General features: G+C 43.5%; 16 protein-coding genes. 2 read left to right on the top strand and 14 right to left on the bottom strand.

Going from position 1 to position 24870, the window contains the following annotated elements; genetic code table 11:
* From BLT41_RS15685 to BLT41_RS15630, 12 genes are all read right to left on the bottom strand, one after another.
* Positions 1-1248 carry an EAL and HDOD domain-containing protein gene (locus tag BLT41_RS15685; protein ID WP_092162843.1) on the bottom strand — a complete coding sequence of 416 codons (1248 nt, stop codon included), beginning with the start codon at positions 1246-1248 and terminating at the stop codon, positions 1-3.
* A gap of 21 nt (positions 1249-1269) precedes the next feature.
* Positions 1270-2817 (bottom strand): sensor domain-containing protein, encoded by a 1548-nt coding sequence (locus BLT41_RS15680; RefSeq protein ID WP_092162841.1) that lies wholly within the window; start codon positions 2815-2817, stop codon positions 1270-1272.
* Positions 2818-2978: 161 nt separating this feature from the next.
* The gene (locus tag BLT41_RS15675) at positions 2979-4571 is read right to left on the bottom strand and encodes a PAS domain-containing sensor histidine kinase (protein WP_244512310.1); all 1593 of its coding nucleotides are present in this window, start codon (positions 4569-4571) and stop codon (positions 2979-2981) included.
* A gap of 30 nt (positions 4572-4601) precedes the next feature.
* Entirely contained in the window at positions 4602-6020 is a 1419-nt protein-coding gene (locus BLT41_RS15670) for a sigma-54-dependent transcriptional regulator (protein WP_092162837.1), read from the bottom strand.
* Positions 6021-6123: 103 nt separating this feature from the next.
* Positions 6124-7380 (bottom strand): phenylacetate--CoA ligase family protein, encoded by a 1257-nt coding sequence (locus BLT41_RS15665; RefSeq protein ID WP_092162835.1) that lies wholly within the window; start codon positions 7378-7380, stop codon positions 6124-6126.
* 60 nt (positions 7381-7440) lie between these two features.
* On the bottom strand, positions 7441-8238 hold the full coding sequence (locus tag BLT41_RS15660; RefSeq protein WP_092162834.1) for an ABC transporter ATP-binding protein: 798 nt from the start codon (positions 8236-8238) through the stop codon (positions 7441-7443).
* 64 nt (positions 8239-8302) lie between these two features.
* The gene (locus BLT41_RS15655; protein ID WP_170830390.1) at positions 8303-9463 is read right to left on the bottom strand and encodes an ABC transporter substrate-binding protein; all 1161 of its coding nucleotides are present in this window, start codon (positions 9461-9463) and stop codon (positions 8303-8305) included.
* A 57-nt stretch (positions 9464-9520) separates the two neighbouring features.
* Positions 9521-10564 (bottom strand): branched-chain amino acid ABC transporter permease, encoded by a 1044-nt coding sequence (locus BLT41_RS15650; RefSeq protein ID WP_092162832.1) that lies wholly within the window; start codon positions 10562-10564, stop codon positions 9521-9523.
* A 1-nt stretch (position 10565) separates the two neighbouring features.
* Positions 10566-11453 carry a branched-chain amino acid ABC transporter permease gene (locus BLT41_RS15645; RefSeq protein ID WP_092162831.1) on the bottom strand — a complete coding sequence of 296 codons (888 nt, stop codon included), beginning with the start codon at positions 11451-11453 and terminating at the stop codon, positions 10566-10568.
* 2 nt (positions 11454-11455) lie between these two features.
* Complete coding sequence (locus BLT41_RS15640; protein ID WP_092162830.1) at positions 11456-13363, bottom strand: AMP-binding protein; 1908 nt, start codon at positions 13361-13363, stop codon at positions 11456-11458.
* 1 nt (position 13364) lies between these two features.
* On the bottom strand, positions 13365-14162 hold the full coding sequence (locus BLT41_RS15635; RefSeq protein ID WP_092162829.1) for an ABC transporter ATP-binding protein: 798 nt from the start codon (positions 14160-14162) through the stop codon (positions 13365-13367).
* A complete protein-coding gene (locus BLT41_RS15630; protein WP_092162828.1) occupies positions 14149-14802 on the bottom strand; it encodes a CBS domain-containing protein in 654 nt (217 codons plus the stop codon). Before BLT41_RS15630 ends, BLT41_RS15635 begins: the two co-directional genes overlap by 14 nt.
* A 434-nt stretch (positions 14803-15236) precedes the next feature.
* On the opposite strand from BLT41_RS15630, the gene BLT41_RS15625 reads away from it, so the two are divergent.
* On the top strand, positions 15237-19979 hold the full coding sequence (locus BLT41_RS15625; protein WP_092162827.1) for a PAS domain S-box protein: 4743 nt from the start codon (positions 15237-15239) through the stop codon (positions 19977-19979).
* A gap of 1 nt (position 19980) precedes the next feature.
* Positions 19981-20892 (top strand): GGDEF domain-containing response regulator, encoded by a 912-nt coding sequence (locus tag BLT41_RS15620; protein ID WP_092162819.1) that lies wholly within the window; start codon positions 19981-19983, stop codon positions 20890-20892.
* Between the two features lie 25 nt (positions 20893-20917).
* On the opposite strand, the gene BLT41_RS15615 is transcribed toward BLT41_RS15620, so the two are convergent.
* Together BLT41_RS15615 and BLT41_RS15610 are read right to left on the bottom strand one after the other, a co-directional pair.
* Positions 20918-23632 (bottom strand): PAS domain S-box protein, encoded by a 2715-nt coding sequence (locus BLT41_RS15615; protein WP_092162818.1) that lies wholly within the window; start codon positions 23630-23632, stop codon positions 20918-20920.
* Positions 23633-23635: 3 nt separating this feature from the next.
* The gene (locus tag BLT41_RS15610; RefSeq protein WP_092162817.1) at positions 23636-24760 is read right to left on the bottom strand and encodes a substrate-binding domain-containing protein; all 1125 of its coding nucleotides are present in this window, start codon (positions 24758-24760) and stop codon (positions 23636-23638) included.
* Positions 24761-24870: the final 110 nt, after the last annotated feature.

Raw genomic sequence — 24870 nt, 5'->3', positions numbered from 1 at the left:
TTACATGCAGGTCAGTACAGTATTCGACCAGTCCAGCGCTTCTTTGTAACACTTCATTATGTCGGATGCTTCAAGGTCCAGAGTTGCCGCCATTGCGCCTACTTTTTCCCAATTTGAATCTTCCATTGCTTCTACTAAAGCCAGCCATGGCCGGAAGAGGGTTTCGTCTCCATCAAGTGTCTGGCGGATGGTGTCGTCCAATGCTGAGAGTAGTTGCACTACACGGTTCATCGGCAGTTCGAGCATTGCGTCCAGCAGAGAAAACAGGCCTACCAGAAATAAACGTTCATCGTTTTCCAGTATTTCTGAATGTGAGCTGAGCATTTCGATAACCTTGGCCCGCTGGAGACTTAGGCGGGTTAATTCCGCAGATTTGCCGGGTTGTTTCATGTCTGTAAGGAGAATAACACGAAGCCAGTGTCTGAGTTGATCTCCGCCAAGGTATACTACCGCTTGTTGGATGGACGAAATTTTAGCGGTGAGGCCGTAGGCCGGAGAATTTAATAGACTCAGAAGGCGCGCGCTTAGTGACACATCTTTTTCAATTGTTTTGCTGAGTTCTCCTATGTCGAAATCTTCACTGTTGAGCATTTGCATCAGGTTAAAGCGGAGCATCTCGTTGGAAGAAATTTTACGGGCAACTTCGGTTTTCGGGCGCTTGAAAAAGTATCCTTGATAATAAGCAAATCCGAGTTCCTTCACATATTCGAACTGTTCTGCCGTTTCGACTTTTTTAGCCAGATATACCGTTTTTAGGCCGGAGAGAGCCTGCATATACTGTGTGATATCAGGGCGGGCCAGCTTTGAAATGTTCAGGGTCATAATGTCGACTAAGGCGTATAGTTCTTGGTTTTCATACCGTGCGGCATAGTCGTCTAATGAAATGGTATAGCCTCTGTCTTTTAGCTTATGTACCGTCTCTATTAATTCAGGAGAAACTTCTTCCGGGTCAGTGAACTGTATAATGGTGGATTTAGGATGCAGCGATAAAGGGAGGTCTTCGAGGACGGCCTGTTCCGAAAAGTTAATAATAATTTTGGCGGCCTTAAATTTGTCATCAGGGCTTAAGGCCAGATTGGACATTACTTCCATGGTAGCTTTGAATTCATCAATATATGTTGCGGAGTCAGACTCTTCATTTTTTCGATAAAAGAGCTCATAGCCCCATACTTTCATTTTATTATTGAATATGGGCTGTCGTGCAAAGAATACGTTATGATACGCCTTTTGTTGTTCATCTATGCTCATTTTATTCTCAAATTCTTTTTATTAGATTTTGTCATTATAGAAACAGATTCTGTTTTTACCTTGTTGTTTGGCTGAATACATAGCCGTGTCTGCTGCTTTCACGAGGTCTCGTGAAGATTCTGCATCCTGAGGATATAGGGCTATGCCTATACTTGCACTCGTCTGGCAGGGATGGCTTTCGCAGGTGGCTGGTTCTGCTAAGCCTTTGCGTATCTTTTCGGCTACAATTATCACATCTGCAGGGTCATTGTACATTTCAACCAGCACTGTAAATTCATCTCCGCCGATGCGGCAGGCTGTGTCGGATTCCCGAACAGCGGTTGAAAGGCGTTTTCCTATAGTCCTAAGCAGAGTGTCGCCTGCATCGTGTCCGAAATCGTCGTTGACAGATTTGAATCCGTCCAGATCAATGTATAGCAATGCCAGCGTGTACTTGTTGCGTTTTGCCATTGCAATTGATTTTTTAAGCTGTGCATAGAACATATTACGGTTTGGAAGTCCGGTAACCTGATCATGCAGGGCCAGATGTTTAATCTTGGCCTCATAAATTTTGCGTTCAGTTATATCTGTAAAAGCTCCGGCTATTCCGCAGATTTCTCCGGATGAGTCAATAAATGCACTTTTTTTAACTTCAATCTCGTGATGCAGCCCGTCCGAAAAAGGAAATGATGTTTCGTATTTTTGGGTTTGTCCTGTTTCAAGCACTGCAATATCATGAGCTTTGCTGAGTTTAGCAAGTTTCGTAGGGACAACTTCCATTGTTGTTTTGCCGAGAATTTGATCTTTGGGGAGGCCTACTATTTCGCTTAAAGCCTGATTGATGTTGCGGTAGCGCAACTCCTTGTCTTTGTAGAAAACCGGTAATGGAATTGCGTCTAGAAACGCGTCCATGAAGTGATAGTTTTGTTCCAGTTTAGCTGTTTGGTTATCTTTTTCAATTTCAGCCCGCTCTACACTGCCCCAGATAAAAGCGAAAGATGATGCTATTAATGCAAAAGAGTAGGCCAGCATATGAGCCCAATACTGCCAGGTAGTTTGAAAGTTCTGACATTTTATCATTGCGAATATTTTAGTGGAAAGGGCGATAATTAATAGCAGGCCTGCGAATACAAGCATGAACTGATAGCTTTTTAGTTTTTTAGTTTTACGCAAGGTTGCCCAAATGCAGAGAGCCAGTTGCAGGGAAATCAGTACGGAAAAGGATATTTCGAGAGCTAAAGTATCTGGAGTTATGAACGTAAAAAAATAAGATGAAGCGAAGATCGCGCAAAGAAGCAGTAATGATAATTTAATTAGCTTATGCGGTATCTGCCGAAAACGTTCAATGCCTATCTTCATCAATATCAGAGAAGCTAAACCCAGTGTTTTTGATGCAATGATTGAATATTCAGGTAAAAAAGAACGGGAAGTGGACAGTAGGAATGCGATGCTTAAACATAGGTATGCTAAACTGATAAGGATGAATCCGCGATATCTTTTGTGGAAAAAAGAAAAGAGCAGCATGATGAATCCAAGCGCAAAACAAATGAGGGAATTGTCGAGGAGAAGAGCTCTGATTGTGATGTCCATATATCGACTGCTCCAAGGAAAAAGATATTTGTGCGTGAGCGTATACTCTTTAGCTATTATATATAACACTGCGCTAATCGGTTGTCGACGCGCAGTATAGCATATAATTTATAATTAATAATATATGGAGGGATCAGGCGAATTATTAATTCGCAAAAGAATTATATAGATAGCGGAAGTTTTATTGTGGCAGTTGTTCCCTTGGCTGGTATGGATGAAAATTCAAGTAATCCATTATGTTCTTTCATAATGTTTGAGGATATGGATAGACCCAGTCCTGTTCCGCCTGTGGCCCGTTTGGTGGTAAAAAAGGGATCTTCAATATTTTTTAAATTTTTTTCAGGAATTCCGCAGCCGTTGTCCTGCACTGTGATGCAGGCGTAGTTCTTTTTTGGGTTTGTCTCGCCGCAAGTTTTGACTGTTACCGTGAGGTATCCTTCATTTATAGGCAGAGCGTCGCAGGCGTTTACAATAAGGTTGATAAGTACCTGAATAAGCCGTTGCGGATTTGCTTCTACAACCGGACTTTTTTCCGGCAGGATCAGTTCAAAATTTCTGGTCGAGTTTTTTATTTTGTGCCGGACAAAAGTCAGCGCCCCTTTGACCACATCGTTCAGTTCTACATATTCACGTCCATCTTCGGGATTCTGTCGGGAATAGTCTTTCAATCGCGAGACAATGTCTTTAATGCGTGAAGCCGCTTCCATCATTTCCTGCAGGAGGTAGGGCAGGTGATTGCGCAGTTCGGAATATTCCAGTCCGCCGAGAACAAAGTCACCGTTTTCTTCGCTGAATTCATCAAGTATTCCCTGAGTATCATTCCAGATATCTTTTAGTAGCGGGAGATTCAGAGTCAGATAGCTGTTGGGGTTGTTTATTTCGTGCGCCACTCCGGCAACGAGAACCCCGAGCGAGGACATTTTTTCAGCCTGCATCATCTGTTGCCGCCGTTGCTCAACTTCTTTTCGGGCGGAGATGTCTGTAAGCTTTCCTTCCACGTAAAGAGTATGTCCGTCTTTGTTTTTTTCACAGCGGGCATTGAATTCAACCCAGATGGGAGTGCCGTCTTTGCGGAACATGCGCGTTTCAAAATCTTTGACGACTTCTTCAGTGCGCAGACGGGAAAAAACGGTGTCCCTGTCAACAGGATCGCAGTATAATTGCGAGCTTATGTCTGTAATGGAGGTAATCAGTTCGTCAGGAGAATCATAGCCGAGGATTCGGGCCATTTCACGGTTGGCTTCAATGAACCTGCCCCGTATTGTGGAACGGTAGATTCCTTCCAGAGCTTTATCGAAAATAGATCTGTATTTGCGGCCTTCTTCTTCTTTTTCGCTCCACTCTGTAATGTCATGAGCCGAGACTGTTCCTGCGACGATTGAGCCGTTTTCAATGACTGGAACATAGGTGTTCTCGTAATACTTGGTTTCGCCTTTGCGTCGTTTATATTTGCGCTTCAGGATATAGGATTCACCCTGTAGAACTCTGTCAAAGTGTTCTCTGGCGGATTGGACTTCTTTGCCTTCATTAAAAATATCCAGCACGCTCATTCCGGCGCTGATTTCAACACCCCAGTTGTGTTTTACGAATTCATAGTGAGCCTGATTGAAAGTTATATAGCGGTAGGCCGGATCAAAAGAAAATTGCATCACGTTGCGCGGGGCATCTATAAGGGCGCGAAGCTGTTTCAGTTCTTTTTGGAGCTGGGAGTTTTGCTTTTCCAGATTCTGGACGCGTTCTTGAGAGGATGCCATATCAAATCCTATAGTCTGCCTGTTTTTTTGCTATGATTGAGTCAGTTTCATTTTATTGAGACGTTTATTGAGGGCCTGTCTGGATACTCCGAGTATTGCCGCGGCTGTTGCCTGATTGTTGTCAGTGCGTCTCATGGTTTCTTCGACCAGTTCGTCACAGACTTCTTTTAATGTGGGAAGGCTGGTCCCGAAGGCGACTTTGCCTTCAACTGTTTGTTTGTGTGCTTGCTTAGTGATGGCTGGAGCATGGCTGATGTGACGCTCCAGTCTTTCAATATTAAGTTTTAATCCATCAGTGCAACTGAGGGCATCGAGAATAAGAAATTGCAGTTCACGGATATTCCCGGGGAAATCGTAAGAGGAAAGTAGAGCGATGAGGTTTGCAGGGATTTCCGGTTTTTTTTGTCCTTCTTCTTTACATGCTGCGCGTAGGAAATAATCCACAAGCATGGGGATATCTTCTTTGCGTTCCCGAAGAGGTGGAATGTGAACATGATGGGCTTTAAGTCTGTAATAGAGATCACTGCGGAAACCGGGACCATCATTTAATATGTCTGGATCAATATTGGTGGCGGCAATAATGCGTGCATCGGTTTTGCGGGTTAAATCCGATCCGATGGGCATGTATTCGCGTTCCTGCACAAGTCTTAGGAGTTTGAGCTGCGAAGCGTGGGCGAGGTCGCCTATTTCATCCAGAAACAGAGTTCCGCCGGCTGCGTTGACTACGAGTCCTGAGCGGGCTTTGTCTGCTCCGGTGAACGCTCCTTTTTTATGACCGAAGAGTGTGTCTGCAAAAATATTATCATCAAGCCCGGCAACATTCACAGGCACGAATTCGCCGCTCTTGCCGCTTACTTTATGAATAGCACACGCAACGAGTTCTTTACCTACACCACTTTCTCCGGTGATCAGCACCGGTTTGGAGGAATCTGCAATCGCTTCAATATATTTGAAGATGGAGCGCATGGTCATATTATCGGTGATGATATGATCGAAGGCTTCGGGATGTTCGAGTTTGTCATCCAGAAAGCGGGAGCGCAGACTTGTATTTTCTCTTTTCAGCTCGCGGATTTGAATGGCATGACGGATGCCGGAAACCAGACTGTTTTTATCGTAGGTTTTTACAAAGAAGTCGAAAGCGCCGAGTTTCAGACATTGCACGGCTGTTTCAAGCTGATTCATACCGGTAATCACAAGTATGGGAATATCGGGATGCTTGGCGGAAACCAGACGGATTAAGTCTTCTCCGCTGACATTAGGCATGGCGAGATCCGCGGCAATTACTTCTACCTCGGTGGTTTCCAGTATGGATGCTACTTCGCGGCTGTCGTTACAGCAAAGGATGTTATCAATACCGGCTGACTTCAGAGCCAGCGAAAAAGACCGCAACCATGTTTCCTCGTCATCTACGAGAAGCACGGGGTTTTTAGGGAAAGTGCTCTTGTTCATCCTGTCCTTTTGAAATTATCAGTCTTGCATCACGTAAATATGAGTTGAATTTGTTAAAGATAATATATGCCAGCAATAAAAGTTGCAACCGTGAAGTTGAAATTTAATCATACGAACGTGTATCTATAAGCGGAGCTGCGCCGTCTTCGATAATTTCATTTTCATCAAGTATCAGCAGGGCAGGTCTAAGTTTAACTTTTTCCTGAAATGCGGGAATAAATTTGCCTTCATCAAATGGTCCTTCGAGTTGAAGCTTAAGTGTCAGCAGGTCGCGTCCCTTGTCATTGGTGATTACTATTTGATGTTTTTTAATCTGAGGGAAACCCTGTGTAACCTCTGCAACCTGTGCAGGGTAAATAAATTGTCCTTTTACTTTTGCGGTGTCGTCTGCTCTGCCGAGTATTCCGGCAAGTTTGGGAGCTGTTCTTCCACATGCACAAGGACTGTCGACCATGCAGGATAAGTCACCTGTTCCGAAACGGATTAAGGGATATGAAAGAGTGTAAGGGGTAACGACTACTTCGCCCACTTCGCCCATCGGGAGAGGATGACCTGTCTGCGGATCGCATATTTCAACATAGCAACGGCTGGATACGTGCATTCCGCCGAGGTCCAGACATTCGTAAGCGATACAGCCTACATCCGCCGTACCGTAACCCTGTCTAACTTTCATGCCGAAAGCTTCTTCGATTTCATTTCGCAGAGATTCCGGCAACCGTTCCGCCGCAACAAAAGCGACATCCAGTTTGAAATCTTTTTTAAGATCAAGTCCTGCCGCCCGTGCTTTTTCTGCAATAACTTTCAGAAAACTGGTCATGCCCACAAATCCGGTTACGGGAAGCGTGGTCATCAGTTGCGATTGAACGGTAGAATTGCCCGGTCCGGCAGGGATTACAGCGCAGCCTATTTCCCGAAGTGGTTCTTCCAGCATAAGTCCTGCGGGGGTGAGGTGGTAGCTGAATGTCATCTGGACAAGATCACCCGGGCGGAACCCTGCTGCGTAGAATCCTTCCGTCCAGCCCCAGTAATCTTTTTCCCGTCCTTCGGGATCAAAAAGAGGGCCGGGGGATTGGTAAATTCTGCTTAGTTCACCGGGAGTAGCGGTGAGCAGCCAGTCCAGCCCTTTATCACGTTGCAAATTGAGAAGTTCTTTTTTGCGAAGAACAGGGATTTTAGAAAAACTATCAAGGTCATTTATGTCGTCAGCAGTCAGTCCGGCAGAACCCATGCGAGTCTGAAATTCTTTGGATGAATCCATCGCTTTCGAGATAACTGTTTTTATTTTGTCCAGTTGTCTTGCCTTGCGGGCTTCAGAGGTATCCTGCTCTATCTGGTCATAAATTATGTTTGATCTGTCCATCGCTAAATCCTCGTCTTTTAGGTCGATTGGCAATTAAGAATAGGTGATTGAAAAACCCTGTTAGCCTAGCCAGCGTTTACGGCGGCGATAGTGTTTTACGTCGCGATAGCTGCGTTTTTCTCCGCCATGAGAAAGTCCCAGATAAAATTCCTGAACATCCGGGTTATGTAAAAGTTCCGAACCTTTTCCGTCCATAACAATCCGGCCGTTTTCCATGATATAGCCGTAGTCAGCCAGTGAAAGGGCCATGCGGGCATTCTGTTCAACCAGAAGAACAGTAACCCCCTCTTCTTTGTTGATTTTTTTTACTATATCAAAAATTTCTTCGACTAACAGCGGCGCGAGTCCAAGTGACGGCTCATCGAGCAGCAGCAATTCAGGGGAGGCCATTACAGCCCGGCCGATGGCGAGCATCTGCTGTTCGCCGCCGGACATGTATCCTGCAAGCTGGGCTTTGCGTTCCCTCAATCTCGGGAAATATGTATATACTTTTTCAAGGTTGCCTGAAAAGTTTTTCGCAGGTTGAGTGTAGGCTCCGCAACGTAGGTTTTCTTCAACAGTCAGGTCTTCAAAAATACGGCGACCTTCCATAACTTGAAAAATACCTTGCCGAACGGTTTTCTCGGGGCTTTTACTGCTCATCGGCTGTCCCTTGTAGAGAATTGTGCCCGATGTAGCTTTGCCGTCTTCGCCTTCCAGCAGGCCGGATATAGCTTTCAGGGTAGTGGATTTACCTGCCCCGTTTGCGCCGAGCAGAGTTGTGATACTGCCTTTGGCGACATTTAAAGAAAGACCTTTCAAAACCAGAACTACATCGTTGTAGACGACTTCAAGATTTTGAACATTTAGCAGACTCATATATTTTCCTTACCTTAAATAGTCAGGAGGGCTGAAACCCTCCTGACTGTTCAATAATTCAGGTCTATTTACCCAGCCACTTTGCATCACGAGGCAAAGAAACTGTCTGGACGAATTCAAGTTTGCCGTCTTTAACAGTACAGACGTTAACAGCCATGCTGGGTCTGTGATCTTCGGGGTAGAAGCTGATTGCAGGGGCAAGTCCCATCGGGTCATAATCACGCATTGTTTCAAGTGCGTTCTTAATGTTTTCACCCGTTATTTTGCCATTGGCAGCAGCTTTCTTCATGCCTTCGACCATTACCATTGTGGATACGAATCCGCGCAGGTAATGGGTCATTTGAGGCTGACCTTTGGTTTCTGTTTCAATGATTTTCATGCCCGGTACGTCCTGACCGTAAACAGCCGCAGCCTGCATGCCGAGATTGCCTTCACAGGCCGGTCCGGCCATTTTGGCAAGGTTTTCGTCATTTCCCCAGATGTTTACGAGAAATTTGCCCTTAAATCCGAGTTTTTCAGCGTCTTTCATAAGCACTGCTGTGGAAGGAGTTGTCCCACCTACCCATACGAAGTCGGCTTTCTGTTTTTTCAGGCCGAGAATTTGAGGAGTTGCATCCATTGCTTTGAGGTCGAGGGTTTCATCTCCGGTGACTTCAAATCCGAGTTCCTTGGCATATTCTTTCATGGCTGGAAGTGGAACGTGTCCGTAAGGCTTGTCTGGATAGACAAAAGCAATGCGGGGAGCGCGTTTTTCAGTCCATGTGTCTTTGATATATTTCAGTCCTGCACGCCCCTGTGTTGAGTAGTCAGGTGCTATTGTGAAGTTGTATGGAGCTTTTGAAGGGTCCATGAGGTGAGGCGAGTAGGACGCAGAAAATACGGGGATTTTATCGCGGGATACAAAACGGACGAGAGCTTCGGTGTCACCTGTTCCCCAACCCTGCAAGGCAACGATGCCTTTAGATTTAAATCGTTTATACGCAGAAAGTGCCTGCTGCACGTTGTAAGCATAATCAACCTGAATCAGTTCAATCTGTTCGCCGTTGATTCCGCCGTTGGCGTTCACGTAAGCAGTGCAATCTTTAATGCCCTGAGCGTAAGGTGTTCCCACGCTGGAGGTGGGGCCTGTAAGATCGGAAAGAAGTCCTACTTTTATTGTTGCAAAAGCTGCGGTTGCAAAGAGCATCACTGCCATGACTACCGATGAAATTATGATCTTTTTCATAATCTGGTCTCCTGTAAAATTGTTGAATTATCGTTTATGTGTCTGCCGACACGTAATTTAATAAGCGAAGGGGTACAGTTTCCAATATGCCTTGATGAGTTTCCATTTACGGACCAACCCTTCCGGTTCGAATATTAAAAAAAGTACGAGAGTAAGTCCGAATATTCCTTCTTTAAGCGGGGCCATTAAGGAGCTGATGTCTGGCGCAAATGAGGATAGCAGGGATGTGGTGGTGTTAAGAACTTCCGGCAGTAGTGTGATAAACACCGCGCCGAAAATTGCGCCTGTCACAGAACCCATTCCACCGACAATGATCATGGCGAGATAGCTGATCGACAGGGAGATAGAGAATTGTTCAGGGGTGATGTACATCGCGTAGTAAGCCCACAATCCGCCTGCAATTCCAGCAATGAAAGAGCTGGTTGCGAAAGCCTGCAATTTAAAATGGAACAGATTTACACCGACATTTTCCGCGGACTGGTAAAAGTCGCGTATGGCGATAAAAGCTCTTCCCGAACGCGAACGGATAATATTGCTGACTCCAAGCACACACAAAGTGGTTACTGCGAAGATGAGGTAGAACATCTTCTCGTCTGAATCGAATGAAAATCCCATGATGGAAGGAGGATCGACGGGCATTCCGTTTGCCCCTCCGGTTAAGGCGGACCAGTGCAGGAATACATATTCAAGAATCATCTGTGCCGCTAAAGTGGAGATAGCAAGGTAGATTCCTTTAAGTCTTAGCGAGGGAATGCCGAAGAACATTCCTGCGAGTGCGGCAAAAGTACCGCCTCCGAGAAGGCATATAACAAAGGGTAAACCTTTGGAGGCCAGAATTGCACACCCGTAAGCACCGACGCCGACAAATGCGCCGTGTCCCAGTGACATCTGTCCGCATACGCCAGTGAGCAGATTAAGGGAGACAGCTCCAATGGCTGCGATCATGATCAGGTTCATTACTGAAATATAATAAAAGTCGAGGACCTGCGGTGCTATGAGCATTGCCGCAATGAACAGCCCCAGACATGTTTTCTGAAACATGGAGGGAAAAAACTGGTCTTCTTTATTATATGATGTAAAAAAAAGTCCGCATTTAAGCATGTTAAACCCTCTCTATTTCCTTTGTTCCGAACAGGCCGTATGGTTTGACCATGAGAATAATTACCAGCACGACAAAAGAAGCAACCTCTTTAAACCCGCCTAGATTGAATAGTTCACGGGCGACCCCTTCGCAGACATTTTCCAGCACACCGATAATCAGTCCGCCGAGGGCCGCACCTAGAAGACTGTCCAGTCCTCCGAGAATTACAGCCGGGAAAACTTTGAGTCCGAGATGTCCGAGCTGAGAGTTTATGCCGTTTATGTTGCCGAGAATGATTCCGCCGATGGACGAAACAACCGCTGCGATACACCACGACAGGGCGAATATATTTTTGATGCCGATTCCCATGGACTGCGCGGCCTGCTGGTCAAACGCTGTTGCCCGCATGGCAATGCCGATGGATGAGTATTTGAAGAACAGAGAGAATACAGCAAACAACAGCAGACAGAGTACAAAGGCGGCTACATATACCGGAGCAATGGGCAGCCCGAGCAGTATAAAAGGTTCCTGTGGAAGAATGGGCGGAAAAACTCTGATCTGCGTGCCCCAGAAGACCTGAACCAGAGATTTCAGAATGGATGAAAGTCCGATTGTGACCATTACTACGGATATGATCGGTTCACCGATGAGGGGGCGAAGTATCATCCGCTCTATCACCAGTCCCAAAATTACGGAGAAAGCCAGCGTCATCAGAAAGGCCAGTGCGAAAGGAATCTGGTACTGAACAGTCAGTGCAAAGCAGATGTATGCTCCGGCCATGACCATTTCACCCTGCGCAAAGTTAACAACTTTTGTTGCCTTGTAGATGATAACAAAACCAAGGGCGACCAGACTGTATATAGAACCTACAACAAGGCCGTTGATTATAAGTTGGAAATAATATTCCATGATCAAACCTTCCTTGCTGGGTTGTTTAGTTCGCGAATGGCTATGTCGCCCGACATGGTGCGTTCGGAGCCGTTTTGGTATCTGATGCGGGTGGTGAGATTCAGCATGGAATCCCCGTTATACAATGCGTTTATAAGATCTTCGTATCTCTGTTCGATAACTTTTCTACGAATTTTACGGGTACGGGTCAGCTCGCCGTCATCTGCATCAAGTTCCTTGAACAGCAGGGCAAAGCGTTTGATTGATGTGCCTTCCTGCAAGGTTTCGTTGATGGAGGAAACTTCCTCTGCAATCAGGTCGTAGAGGTTCGGATTGGCGGCTAAATCCTGATATGTTGTGTAGGTGAGCTGTTCCTGTTCTGCCCAGCGTCCGGCAATGTCACTGTCGAGACATATAATGGCAGTGATATAATCCCGCTCCCGTCCGATGACGACAGTTTCCTGCACGTAGGTGGAAAACTTAATTTTGTTTTCAATAAATTGAGGCGAGAAGCGGGTTCCGTCATTCAGTTCCATTACATCACTTAAGCGATCGATAATGATGAGCTGTCCGTTATCCTTAAAGTATCCTGCGTCACCGGATTTGAGCCATCCGTCTTCAAGTGTTTCCGCTGTTGCTTCTTCATTTTTAAGGTAGCCGAGGAAAACAGCCGGACTCTTGGAAAGAACTTCCCCTTCGTCAGATATTTTGATCTGTGTTTCTGAGATAGGTTCGCCGACTGTGTCAAAATTGATTTCGCCGTTTTTATGGATGCAGGAGATTCCGGCAATTTCGGTCTGTCCGTAAATCTGTTTCAAGTTGATGCCGAGAGCGTGAAAGAATGTGAAAGTGTCCGGCCCGAGAGGAGCGCCGCCCGTTGATGCGGAACGGATGCGTGAGAATCCGAGTCTGTCGCGCATGGCTCTGAATAATCCTATTTCTGCAAGTTTATAGCCGAGGGCCAATGCGCCACTTGGTTTTTCTCCGTGAAGATTTTTTTCAGCGTACTTGATCCCGATAGGCATGAGTGTGTTGAAAATCCATCTTTTAAACGGTGTGGTTTCCATTATGCGAACGCGAACTTTCGCCGCCATGTTTTCCCAAACTCTTGGCGGGGAAAATATGAGATGCGGCCCGATTTCACGAATGTTTTCCTGTATGGTGTCCGGTTCTTCCGGGAAGTTGACGCAGAAGCCGAACAGCAAAGCTGAAGCTACCGCCATCATCTGTTCTCCCATCCACGCAAGGGGCAGAAAGGAAACAAATTCATCAGATTCGTTTTTCGGGTCGGATATTCCGAGATTGTAAGCCATGGAGAGAAGATTTATATGCGACATCATAGCCAGCTTGGGGCGGCCTGTTGAACCTGAAGTTGTAGCAATAATTGCTATGTCTTCTGGCGATGTCTCTTTGGACCACTTTTCAAAGTCAGATGCAGTGTCGCGGCCCATATCGCAAATTTCATCAAAGGACATGAGTCCTTCTTCTTTGTAGCCGACAAGACCCTTGGGGTCGTGGTAGATGATGTGCTTGAGCTGCGGCAGTTCATCACGGATCGACATGATTTTATCAACCTGTTCCTGATCTTCAGCTACTACCAGTTTTGCTTCTGAAAGTGTGAACACGTAACCTATTTCGTCAGCCGGAGCGTCTTGATAAAGGCCGACCGAGTAACCGCCGATTCCCTGAACCGCCAGTTGCGCCCAGAGCCATTCAGGACGGTTATCACCGATGATGACAATGGCATCGCCTTTTCCTATGCCCAGCTTTTTAAGTCCGCCTGCGAACTCGGAGGTGATGGTCAGATACTCTTTATATGTAAAAGGCTGCCATATACCGTGATGTTTTTCGCGCATGGCAGTGCGATCCCCGCGTTCGCGGGCATTCTTGATCAGTAAGGCCGGAAGGGTTGTTTTGTAAATTTTTGTCATATTAACGCCCTTGGTAAAGCCCGTCTTCGTCGCCGAGGTAGGCGCTGATGACTTTGGGATTGCTTTGAACTTCTTCCGGTGTTCCGCTGGCTAAAATTCTGCCGAAATCAAGAACTACGACGTGGTCTGAAATGTCCATGACAACGCCCATATCGTGTTCAACTAAAAAGACGGAAATTCCCCATTCTTCGTTGATGTCGAGAATGTATCTGGCCATATCTTCTGTTTCTTCGAGGTTCATGCCTGCCATAGGCTCGTCTAAAAGCAGAAGTTCAGGTTCGGCGGCTAGAGCGCGGCCCAGTTCGACCTTTTTTTGTACTCCGTAAGGTAAGTGTCCGGCAGCTTGATGGCGGTAGGGGGAGAGTCCCAGAAAATCAATAATTTCTTCAACGCGTGCACGGTGTACGGATTCTTCTTTGCGGGCTTTGCCGAAGTAGAAAAGAGATGCGAGTAATCCGTATTTTATGCGGGAGTGCCGTCCGACCATCAGGTTATCAAGTACAGATAATCCTTTGAACAAGGCTATATTTTGAAATGTGCGGGACATTCCGAAATCAGTGCGCTTGCATGCCTTGGTTCCGAGCAGTTCCTTTCCGCGCATGGTGATGGAACCTTTGTCCGGGGTGTAGCGGCCTGAAATACAATTGAGCATACTGGTTTTGCCCGCACCGTTTGGACCGATGAGAGACGTTATGCTGCCTTTAGGAACTTCGCAGGAAACACGGGAAAGAGCTGCGACTCCTTTAAAAGTAAGCGTAATATTGTTGACGCTCAGCAATGGTTCGTTATTCCCATTCATCCCTGAAATCCTCCGGCCCTACAACGTCGTAGCCGTTTTTTTGCAAAGCTGCGGCAACAGATGAAGGATTTTCAGCGTTGATTCGGATAACAACCATTCGGCAGTCATTATGTTTGAAAGTTCCGGTCGAGATAATTGAGTAACCGAGATCGTCAATCAGGCTCGCGACGTGTTTTAACACTCCGGGCCTGTCACTCACTTCAAAAACTATTCTGGAGCCGCCTTCCGCAAAACCCATTTCTTCCGCGAGCACATCAAGTATAACGTTTCGGTTTATATAGCCGATAAGCTTCGCGTTGCCGTCCACTACGGCAAGTCCTGCGAGATTCTTTTCGCGCATTTTAGCTGCTGCGGCTTCAATTTCTGTTTCAGGGCTGATGGTGGTGATGTCTGTGTGCATTATCTTGCGCAAGGTCAGTTTGGATAGCAGATAGTTTATTTCATGCTTATCCAGTCCGGTCATCTTGGAAGGCATTGCCGCACTTACATCTTCAGTGCGGACGTATCCGATGAGCTTATCGTTTTCTACAATCAGCAACATCCACAGCATGTGTTTTTCCATAAGAGCAGCAGCATCTTCCGCAAGAGCATCCGGAGATTGCGGCATGAAATTTTTCAGCATTTTTAGCCCGACGTACATCGTATAGGTTCCTCCTGAGACAAATATTGTTCAGAACCCATTGGAAAGATTGTGCCAAATTTTATGGTATTGCTTTTGAGGGTTATAAAAAATCATTTTTTAGATATTTTTAATAATTAAAACAGATCTTTATGTCTTTTGTGGAAGAGAAGTGTTTATTAATAATGTGTTTTTGCTCAACAAAAGCGGAGAATTTAAGAGAATACACAGTGCAACTTTTGTTTACACGACGCACGGGTTTTACGAAGAGTGCGCCTTTTGTTGCACGGAGGTGTCTTTGCAATAAAAGTTGCACCTGCAATAAAAGTTGCATTTTAACCAAAGATATTAAATTTATCTGCTTGTTTTGAATAAATATTATCTGTTACATTTAGTCGGATATTTAAAAATAGAATTATCGGTAATGCGGACAGTGTGCTCGTAAGGGAGAATAAGTGTTTTTTAATTCTTTAAGTAAAAGCCGCATTTTTAAAATGCTGAAACACGGGATGTATGTAGTTGTGCTCTCGTTGTTTTTTTTGTCCGTTTCGGCAAAAACATTATACTGTGCCCAAGTTCAAGATAATAAAAAATCTTATGCAGTTTTTAGTGGCGATAAAGTTCGGTCTACACAAAATCCACGTTCTGGAAATGTTCAGAAAACTTCTTCCGGGAATGAATCCTCTCAAAGTAAGTTTAGGAATAAGGCTGATCCGGCATTGGATTTCAGCGTTTTGGGTGAAGTTGTTATTCTTTTGCTGTTTGTCATTCTGTTGATATTTTTTTGGAATCGTAAGCTTTTTAAGTTGAATCAGATTTTAAATGAAGAAGTTGCGCAACGCAGGAGGATGGAGAGTGTTCAGAGTTCACTGTACCGGATAACTCTTGCTGTTACGGAAGTTTCTGGCATGGAAGAGTTTTATTCTATAGTGCAAAAACATATTAACGAGTTTATGTATGCTCGTAATTTTTATATTGCTTTTTATGACCAAGAAAAGGATGTGCTCAGCTTTTCTTACTTTACTGAAGAGGTTGAGCCTACTCCTCCTCCAAGGTCTCTCGCGAATGGCTTTACGGATTACGTTATAAGAACAGGTAAGCCGTTGCTCGCGGACAAACATAAAAGGGCTGAGCTTATCGCACTCGGTGAGTTGAAAGTACTTGGAGTTCCTTCGGTTGTATGGCTCGGAGTTCCTCTTATTCATGAGGGGCGCACTATAGGTGTTTTAGCTGTGCAAAGTTATGATGAGTCGGAAATTTTAGATGAAGGGGATTTAGATATTCTCTTGTTTCTTTCTCCTTATGTCGGAATTGCGTTTGACCGGCTTCAATTGCATGAGCAGGCCCGCTTGAAGGCTTTGGCTTTAAAAGAAAGTGAAGAGCGGTTCAGGACTCTTTTTGAAGAATCATCGGATGCTGTCGTATTAATAGATAATGAGCTTATCGTTCAGTGTAATCGGGCCGCTTATAAGCTTTTGCACATGAATTCAAGTTCAGAGTTGATAGGTTTAAGTTCGAAAGACGTGGGGCCTGAGTTTCAGCCTGACGGAAGTCCTTCTCTGGAAAAGTCCCGTCGTATTGCAAGAGAGTGTTTGCTTAACGGGGCGAATCGTTTTGAGTGGACTTTAAAAAAAGCCGACGGCGAGGTTTTTCCGGTTGAAGGTTTGATTACCCCGATCATGTATAAAGGTAAAAATATACTTCACGTTGTCTGGCGTGATATTACAGAAAGAAAAAAAGCAGAAGAAGCTTTAATTGAGCGGGAAGTAAAATATAGAGCTCTTTTTGATTATGCGAATGATGCAATTGTTTTAATGGATTTAAACGGCAATTTCGTGAGTGCCAATCCGGAAGCTCTCTCCATGTTCCGGTGTCACTCGGAAGATGAATTTAAATCTCTTTCTCCTGTAAATATTATGCCGAATGTGCAACCGGACGGGGTGTCTTCTGTTGTTTCTTTTGCAGCACATATTCAAACAGCACTTGAGTTGGGAAGTCTGGAGTATGAGGGAGTCGGTAAACGTACAGATGAGGGAGAGTTCTATATTAACGTTCGAATTCGCCCTCTCATTGTTAACGGGAAAACTCTTTTGCTTGGGACACTCCGTGATATTACCGAAAAAAGAGCCAGCCGCGCGGAAATTGAACGCTCGGTTTCACTGCTTACCGCAACAATTGAATCCTCTGCCGATGGTATTTTGGCGGTTGACGGATACGGACAGGTTGTTGCGTGGAACAGTCGATTTGCCGATATGTGGGATATCCCTGAACAACTTTTAAATGATGGAATCGTTACTGATATTTTTGGGTTTATTCTTTCTCTGGTGGAGATTCAGGAGTCAGCAAGCGACAAAATTTGGAAATTTCCATTTGAGTCTGAACCGGATAATGTCGATGAATTTATTCTGAAAGATGGAAGAATTATTGAAAGATATTCAAATTCTCAGCGCATTGGTTCCGAAGTGGTAGGAAGGGTTTGGAGTTTTAGGGATGTGACAGACAGGCGTAAAAGTGAAAAGGCTTTGGAAGAATCATATCGCCGCTTAAATGATATAATTGAATTTTTGCCCGACCCTACGATGGTTGTCGATGCCGAAGGAGTCCTTGTCGCATGGAATAAAGCCATGGAGGATGTTACGGGAGTGTCGAAGGAGAATATGGTAGGTAAAGGCAATTATGAATATGCGTTACCTTTTTATGGAGTTCGTAAACCCATTCTTCTCAACTGGGCCATTGATGCAGAAGAAGCTATCCCTTCGGATATGTATGAATATGTTCAGCGGAAGGGAAATGTGCTGTTTGGAGAGGTTTATGCGCCGAAAGTTTTCGGAGGAGAAGGTGCGTATTTTTGGGGAGTGGCTTGTCCACTTCGTGATGCTTCAGGGAAGATTTATGGTGGGATAGAGTGTTTGCGCAATGTTACTGATCGCCGCCGAGTTGCAAGAGAACTTAATCGGGCCAAGTTGGACGCAGAAGCTGCGACCCGTGCCAAATCTGAATTTTTGGCAAATATGAGCCATGAAATACGGACTCCGATGAACAGCATCATCGGACTTGGGCATCTTGTATTAAATTCTATTCTTGATACTACTCAGCGGGAGTGTCTGGAAAAAATGATGTCTTCGGCTGATTCTTTGCTTTCGATTATTGATGAGATTCTTGACTTTTCAAAAATTGAAGCAGGCAAACTTGTGCTGGAAAATACCGAATTTGCGCTTGATAATGTTCTTGATAAACTTTGCAATTTGGTTGCAATCAAGGCTGAGCAGAAAGGTTTGGATTTTGTTTTATCCGTTGCTTCTGATGTTCCGCATCGCATAATAGGTGACCCTCTTCGCTTGGGCCAAATCCTTACAAATCTTACGAATAATGCAATAAAATTTACAAAGGAAGGAGAGGTCGCACTTCTTATTTCCTGTGTTGGTGAATGTCATAATCCATCCGATATTTGTCTTAAATTTATTGTCCGGGATAGTGGGATAGGGCTAAGTAAGGAAGAAATAGATGAATTATTTAAATCTTTTAGTCAGGCAGACGCCTCAACTACCCGCAAATTCGGAGGGACCGGATTAGGGCTTGCTATATCAAAAAGTCTCGTCAATTTGATGGGTGGGGCTATAAGCGTTGAAAGTCAGCCGGGTTTAGGAAGTTCTTTTGAGTTTGATATAAATTTTATAAATGCTGAAACTCAGCCCTGTCTGATTATGCCTTCCAGCACTCACGGAATGAGAGTTCTCGTAATCGATGAGAACAGTACTTCGAGAGAGTTTCTCGGGGCATGGCTTAAGTATTTATCTTTTGATGTTGTTTTAGAATCTTCTACTGATTCAGGTATTGATCGATTACAATCAGATTCGGCCGGTGGCGCGAAAACAGATTTAATTATTATGGATTGTAATCCTCTTCATACGGATGGTTTTGAAAAAGTTGCTTTGATCCGGTCTCTACCTGATTTAATTGATATTCCAATTGTCATGATGATTCCTGTCGGGGTGGGGGAAGGTGTTCGTAAACAAGCGTCGCTTAGCGGAATAAATGGGTTTATTTCTAAACCTGTGACACGAGTTTCTTTATATCAGTCTGTTAAAGCTGCATTCAAATTTGATACGGACCTAAAAAAAGATTCATCTGTTTTGAATAATATGCAGAACATCTCCGGGGTTAAACGGCGTAAAATCAAGGCTCTTTTGGTTGAAGATAATAAACTCAACCAGTACGTGGCAACAAAGATGCTGGAAAGTTTTGGAATCGGTGTGACTGTTGCTGAAAATGGGCGCCAGGCTTTGGATGCTTTGTGGTCCGCTCCGTATGATATTGTATTAATGGATATTCAGATGCCTGAGATGGATGGGCTTACCGCGACACGGATAATCCGTTCGGATGAGCACTATAAAGATCTGCCTATTTTAGCAATGACAGCTCATGCCATGCCGGGTGATCTCGAAAAAAGTTTAGAAGCCGGTATGAATGAACACATAACTAAGCCGATATCTCCCATAACTCTTTTAGATGTTTTGAAAAAGTATATTAAATCAACTGCTTTTAGCTATGTTCCCATCAGCGGCGGAGAAGAGCAGGATGGTATAGCTATTCCTGAAGTTCCGGGAATTGATATTGTAAAAGGACTAAGTAATGTCGGGGGTAATAAAAAAGGGTATCTTCGAGTTTTGAAGGGATTCAGACATTATTACGGGAACTTTGCTGATGATTTAAAAATGTTGATTGATAATTCTGAATTTGAAAAAGCCGCAATTAAGATTCATTCTCTTAAAGGGGTAAGTGGTAATGTCGGAGCTCAGCATCTTTATGAATTATGCCGGATTATCGAGGGAGAAATTCATGAATTTGATGAAGACAGAATGGCTTCTTCTTTAAATCTATTTGTTTCAGAGCTGTTGAAAATCATTAAGGGACTAAGTGTGTTGCCTGGTTCTTATAAAAGTGAAAACAATGAATATATAAATGATAAAGATAAAAGTTTTGAGCTTATAAATGAATTATATAAACTTCTTAAAGAAGGAGATGCCGATTCTTATGACGTGCTTGAAGAATTGGTGACATTTCTTGATCCTGAACAGTTTGAAGGACAGCTTAAAAAGTTGACGCAGCATATTGATAACTTGGATTTTGATGAGTGCTGCTTGGTTTTGGAAAAAATTGCAGCAGAACTTGGTATCACTCTTAGAAAAAGGTCATGAAATGGATGAAAAATCAAAGATTTTAGTTGTGGATGATGAGCGCTTGAACTTGAATGTTCTTGCTGACTTATTGCGGCAGGACTATAAAGTTATACTGGCAAAAAATGCTAATCAGGCTTTAGATCGTATAAATGCGGAGTTTCCTCCCGACCTTATTTTGCTTGATGTGGTTATGCCGGAAATGGACGGCTATGCTTTGCTGCATAAGATTAAAGAGCAGGAATTATCTAAAAATATTCCGGTTATTTTCATAACAGCTCTTGATTCAAAGCAGGACGAAGCCCGCGGGCTGGAAATGGGAGCTGTTGATTACATTCATAAGCCTTTTCATCCGTCTATTGTAAAAGCCAGAATTAAGAATCACCTCATAATTTCCAGACAGAGAAAACTTCTTGAGGGATTAGCAAATCTTGACGGGTTGACGGAGATGCCTAATCGCCGGAGTTTTGAAATTGCGGTGGAAAAAGAATGGCGTAGATGTCTGCGGTCAGGAGATGTAATCTCTCTTGCTATGCTGGATGTGGATTGTTTTAAGCAGTACAACGATAACTATGGGCATGCTGCAGGTGATGAAGCTCTGAGAAACGTCGCCAATGTTCTTACTCGTGAGATAAAGCGTCCGGCTGATCTTGCAGCTCGTTTCGGAGGAGAGGAGTTTGTTATTCTGTTGCCGGAGACTGACGCTGAAGGAGCTAAATTTAAAGCCGAAAAGGTGCGTGCGGCGGTTGAGGCTTTACAGGTTGTTCATGGGTTCTCTTCTGCGGGACAATTTCTGACAGTCAGCATTGGCGGGGTAACGGTATCTCCTTCAATGTCGTCAAAGCCGCTGGATATGACTGTGGGGGCAGATTCAATGTTGTATGAAGCTAAACGCCGCGGTAGAAATATGGTTTTATGGACTGATCTGAGCTGATTGGTTTTGTTACATTGCTTGTAGATTAAAGATATTGTTCTTCAGGTTCCTGCGAACTGTCCGTAGGGAACCATATGTTGAAGGATGCTCCTTCTCCTAAAGTACTTTCGCACTCGATCCTTCCTTTTAGAGCTCTGGTCACAAGGTTGTATACTAGATGCATCCCCAGTCCTGTGCTGCCGGCGCTTCGCTTTGTAGTGTAAAAGGGATCATATATTTTGAGTAGTTGTTCATTGTTCATGCCTAGCCCGTCATCTGAATATTTGAAAAGAATTCCATTGCCGCTCTTTTCTGCTTCAATTTTTATTAATCCTTGTTCGTTGTTCGGAAAAGCATGAGTCAGAGAGTTGGTTATAAGGTTCGAAATTACCAGCATGAGAGAGCCGGGAGAAATTGTGATATCGATGTCCTCAGGGCATTTAACTTCCAACGTGTGATTATGACCTTTAAGTTTGGGTTTCAGGGATATAAGTATTCCTTGAATATAATCCAGAAGGTTAATATTTCGCAGGTCTTCGGATGATTGGTCTACAGCTAACTGCTTGAAGTCACTTATTAATTTTGCGGATCTGTCAAGGTTTTTCACAATATTTACAAGCGCAACGGAACTCGTGGCGATATATTTTTCAAGGTCTGACTTTTTTAAGGAATTATCTGAAAATTGTGTTTGCAGATTGTCGGTTATTTCTTTCAAGTAAGAAGTTCCCGTTACACCGATACCCAGTGGTGTATTTACTTCGTGCGCTATGCCTGCGACCAGTTCTCCCAGTGAGGCCATTTTTTCTGTTTCAACAAGTTTATTTTGGGTTTGGCGTAATTCATCCATTGATTTTACCAGAGCTGTGTTTGCATTCTCAAGTTCAATTGTCCGCATGGAAACTCTTTCCACCAGCTCTTTATTCATATGCTGGAGTGTGCTTTCTGCTTCTTTTATGCGAGTTATATCCATGGATATAGTAAGAATAGCCGGTGTATTAGTTGCTGTTGATGTATAGGGTACTTTTGTTGTTTCAAGCCAGTGTATATTTCTGTCCTTGTCCAGATAGCTTTCTTCGATTGAAAGCTTTTCATTTCGTTCTACAACTCTTTCGTTATCACCTAATATTCGTGTGACATCATCATGGTTCTCTATGACTTCGGTTAAATTTTCCCCGGTAATATTATCGGTGGATTTCTGCAGTCTTTCAGCTTTGTTTTCATTTACCAGAAGGAATTTGCCGTGGATGTCATTTGCAAATATTTCTTGAGGAAGAAGATCAATAATTTGTCTAAGTCTAGCTTCGCTTTCAAGAGCTTTTTTTACCGCATTTTTGTTTTCAGTAATGTCCTGTCCCTGCAGCAAAATGAAATTAGCTCTTCCATTCGGGTCCATTTTTACAGGTGAGAAAGTCCACGCAAAAAAAGGTTTTTCTCCTGATTTTGTCAGTATAGGGATCTCAACTATTGGTGGATTTTGCCCTGATGCGGCTCGTGCCAAGTATTGTTCCACATCTTGTGAATACTCGGGAGGGAAGAACTCTATCAGAGCATTTCCATGAAAATTTTTATGTGAAAATTTAGCCAGTTTTTCAGCGGCAGGATTCATATCCATAATTTTACCGCGAAGGTCACAGTTGATTATTGGAGCTTTAGCAGATGAAAAAAGTTTGGATATATATGTGCTTTTTTCATGTATATTTTCAACCATTGCTTCAAGGGTTTCCCCTAGCTGGTTGAATTCCTTTACTTGTCCTTTTATAAAAGAGGCATCGCTGGTTCCTTTTGCAACCGAATCCGCGTAATCAGTCAGTTTTTTTAGTGCTGTGAGAATTCGTTTTTGCATTATCCATGCAGTACTGAAAGATAGTAGTATCGCAAGCGAGAGCATCATCCCCGAGCTTTTCATAAAGCCTAGCTTAAGAGATTGAAATGAGGAGTTGATTCGTGAAAAGCTGAAAAGCAAAGGGCTTTCAGACTGATTCGATAATAGTTGAATTGTGGAAAAGATGAGATCGTCTTTAACAATGAAATTGCCGGGCAAAGCATTATGGCCCCAGCTGATGAGCTCACTGATGGTTTCGCCGGAAGGATTGCTGGTGCTGATCAGTAATCTTTTCTTGCTTATCAGCACCGCGTCAATGGCGGAGGATGCTATTTTTAAATTATCTAAAAAAGAAACATTAGAATTTAAGTCGATCCCTCCATAAAGCATTCCAACAACTTCTCCGGTTTGATCATTGGTGACAGGTACAGCACAAACCAAAATTGTTTTAATATTGTCTCGTGCTCTGAATGATAAATGACCCCACGTGGGTAATGTTGTAAGAGCATTTTTATGTTTTGTTTTGAGCTGGATTACAGGTATTTCAACAATTCCGGCATTAACCCAGCGCTCTCCTCCCTTGAAGACTTCAAGAATATCCAAAAGATAACCTTGTTTAGAACTTAGAAAATTATATAGTTTTTGTTCAATAAAATCTGAATCTCCGGTGACAAGCGCTCCTTTGAAATCCAGAGAGAGTGATAATTCGATTAAATCATCTTTAATGTCGCCAAGGGTATTATCCAGAGAAAGTTCTACAATACTTTCGGTTTTTTCAATATCAAGTGCCAGTTCATTTTCAAGGGTTCTTTTAGAGACGTAAAAGGACCATGAAAAGATGAAAATTCCCATGATAATAAGCAGTCCAATCATAGGAATGATTATTTGGGATGTAAGCCCGAGGGGGCTTTTCTTGCGAAATTTGTTCAAATTAATCATGAATTAATCCTCAGCACGTCCTGAGTAACGGAAACTTTTATTTTTTAGGAGGTCCAATTTTTGAGGATTGATTCCTTTTTCTATAAGCTCAAGTCTACCTGAAAAAACAAGAGGTAATTTTTTAGATTCTCCTAACATATCAAGAATGACAGCGTCCGCCATTGCTACTCCGTTGTCATCGTTTATTCGCATTACAGTTACATCCATTTCTCCTTTCTGGATAGCCTTGAGTTCAGAAGATCCTCCCCCCCATCCGTTAACCATAATTTTCCCGATCATATTTTTTTTGCGGAGGGCCTCTATAGCTCCTAAGGCTATATCTGTAGAACAAGCGTAAATAAATTTTATGTCAGGATTTTTTTCAATAATAGCTAGAGTGGCAAGCCGTGCTTTTTCTTTATTTATTCCAGTTTGATAGACCGAAACAAGTTCAAGGTTTGTATTGTTATCCATGTAAGAAACAAAAGTTTCCCCTCTTACTTCGCTGAGATATCCCGGGTCGGGAAGAAGTATTGCATAACGCCCGTTTCCATATGTTTTTTCAGCAAAATATTCAGCAAGCATTTTGGAGCCGTTTACATGGTCAAATCCAATATACATCATGGGTTGTTTGTCGGTCCATGCTTTAAGAGGTGTTGTTATGTTCTGGAGTATTATTTTAGGTTTGTTCTTAATTAAAAGTGGTTCAATCATTCTTTGATGTCTGAGGGTATCAATCGTGAAAATAAGATAATCCGGATCAGTTGCTAATGCTTCTTTGAAGACAGCATTCTGCTCGCGGAATGTTGCTGTGGGTTTTAAGAAAAAAGAGTGTATTTGAGGTGTGATGCCGTATTGTTTCAGACGTAACCGGAAAGATTTACTGCTTCTGTTCCAGTAATCAGAAACCTGTTTGCCTGGATATACCATTGCGATCGAGACGGTTAAGTTTTTATTTAAGGGAGGAGGAGAATCTTTTTTAATCAATTCATTAAAATCAGTTGTTTTAGAAATTTCGTCTGGATTGAATTTATAAAAATCTTCAAGGAGATAATAGTCTGCGGCTTTTGCCGTGGGAAGGTGTATAGCGCTAACCAGTAAGAATACTGTCAGTATTATGAAACAATAGTTTTTATATGATGAGCTCATTGTATTCCCTTTGGGTTTTAAAGGATGAGCTTATCATATCAGGTTTGCAGTTAAAAGTAATTGTAAGAAGAAAGATGTGTCAAAGATATAAAGACTGCGGACATCCCTTG

The organism is Maridesulfovibrio ferrireducens (assembly GCF_900101105.1).
GTDB classification, from domain to species: domain Bacteria; phylum Desulfobacterota; class Desulfovibrionia; order Desulfovibrionales; family Desulfovibrionaceae; genus Maridesulfovibrio; species Maridesulfovibrio ferrireducens.
The sequence above is the reverse complement of the archived record's forward strand: the minus strand, read 5'-3'. Positions and strand labels throughout refer to the sequence as shown.

Coding starts and splice junctions, on each gene's coding strand:
- BLT41_RS15685 (WP_092162843.1), bottom strand. CDS start 1,248: ATGAGCATAGATGAACAACAAAAGGCGTATCATAACGTATTCTTTGCA.
- BLT41_RS15680 (WP_092162841.1), bottom strand. CDS start 2,817: ATGGACATCACAATCAGAGCTCTTCTCCTCGACAATTCCCTCATTTGT.
- BLT41_RS15675 (WP_244512310.1), bottom strand. CDS start 4,571: ATGGCATCCTCTCAAGAACGCGTCCAGAATCTGGAAAAGCAAAACTCC.
- BLT41_RS15670 (WP_092162837.1), bottom strand. CDS start 6,020: ATGAACAAGAGCACTTTCCCTAAAAACCCCGTGCTTCTCGTAGATGAC.
- BLT41_RS15665 (WP_092162835.1), bottom strand. CDS start 7,380: ATGGACAGATCAAACATAATTTATGACCAGATAGAGCAGGATACCTCT.
- BLT41_RS15660 (WP_092162834.1), bottom strand. CDS start 8,238: ATGAGTCTGCTAAATGTTCAAAATCTTGAAGTCGTCTACAACGATGTA.
- BLT41_RS15655 (WP_170830390.1), bottom strand. CDS start 9,463: ATGAAAAAGATCATAATTTCATCGGTAGTCATGGCAGTGATGCTCTTT.
- BLT41_RS15650 (WP_092162832.1), bottom strand. CDS start 10,564: ATGCTTAAATGCGGACTTTTTTTTACATCATATAATAAAGAAGACCAG.
- BLT41_RS15645 (WP_092162831.1), bottom strand. CDS start 11,453: ATGGAATATTATTTCCAACTTATAATCAACGGCCTTGTTGTAGGTTCT.
- BLT41_RS15640 (WP_092162830.1), bottom strand. CDS start 13,363: ATGACAAAAATTTACAAAACAACCCTTCCGGCCTTACTGATCAAGAAT.
- BLT41_RS15635 (WP_092162829.1), bottom strand. CDS start 14,162: ATGAATGGGAATAACGAACCATTGCTGAGCGTCAACAATATTACGCTT.
- BLT41_RS15630 (WP_092162828.1), bottom strand. CDS start 14,802: ATGTACGTCGGGCTAAAAATGCTGAAAAATTTCATGCCGCAATCTCCG.
- BLT41_RS15620 (WP_092162819.1), top strand. CDS start 19,981: ATGGATGAAAAATCAAAGATTTTAGTTGTGGATGATGAGCGCTTGAAC.
- BLT41_RS15615 (WP_092162818.1), bottom strand. CDS start 23,632: ATGATTAATTTGAACAAATTTCGCAAGAAAAGCCCCCTCGGGCTTACA.
- BLT41_RS15610 (WP_092162817.1), bottom strand. CDS start 24,760: ATGAGCTCATCATATAAAAACTATTGTTTCATAATACTGACAGTATTC.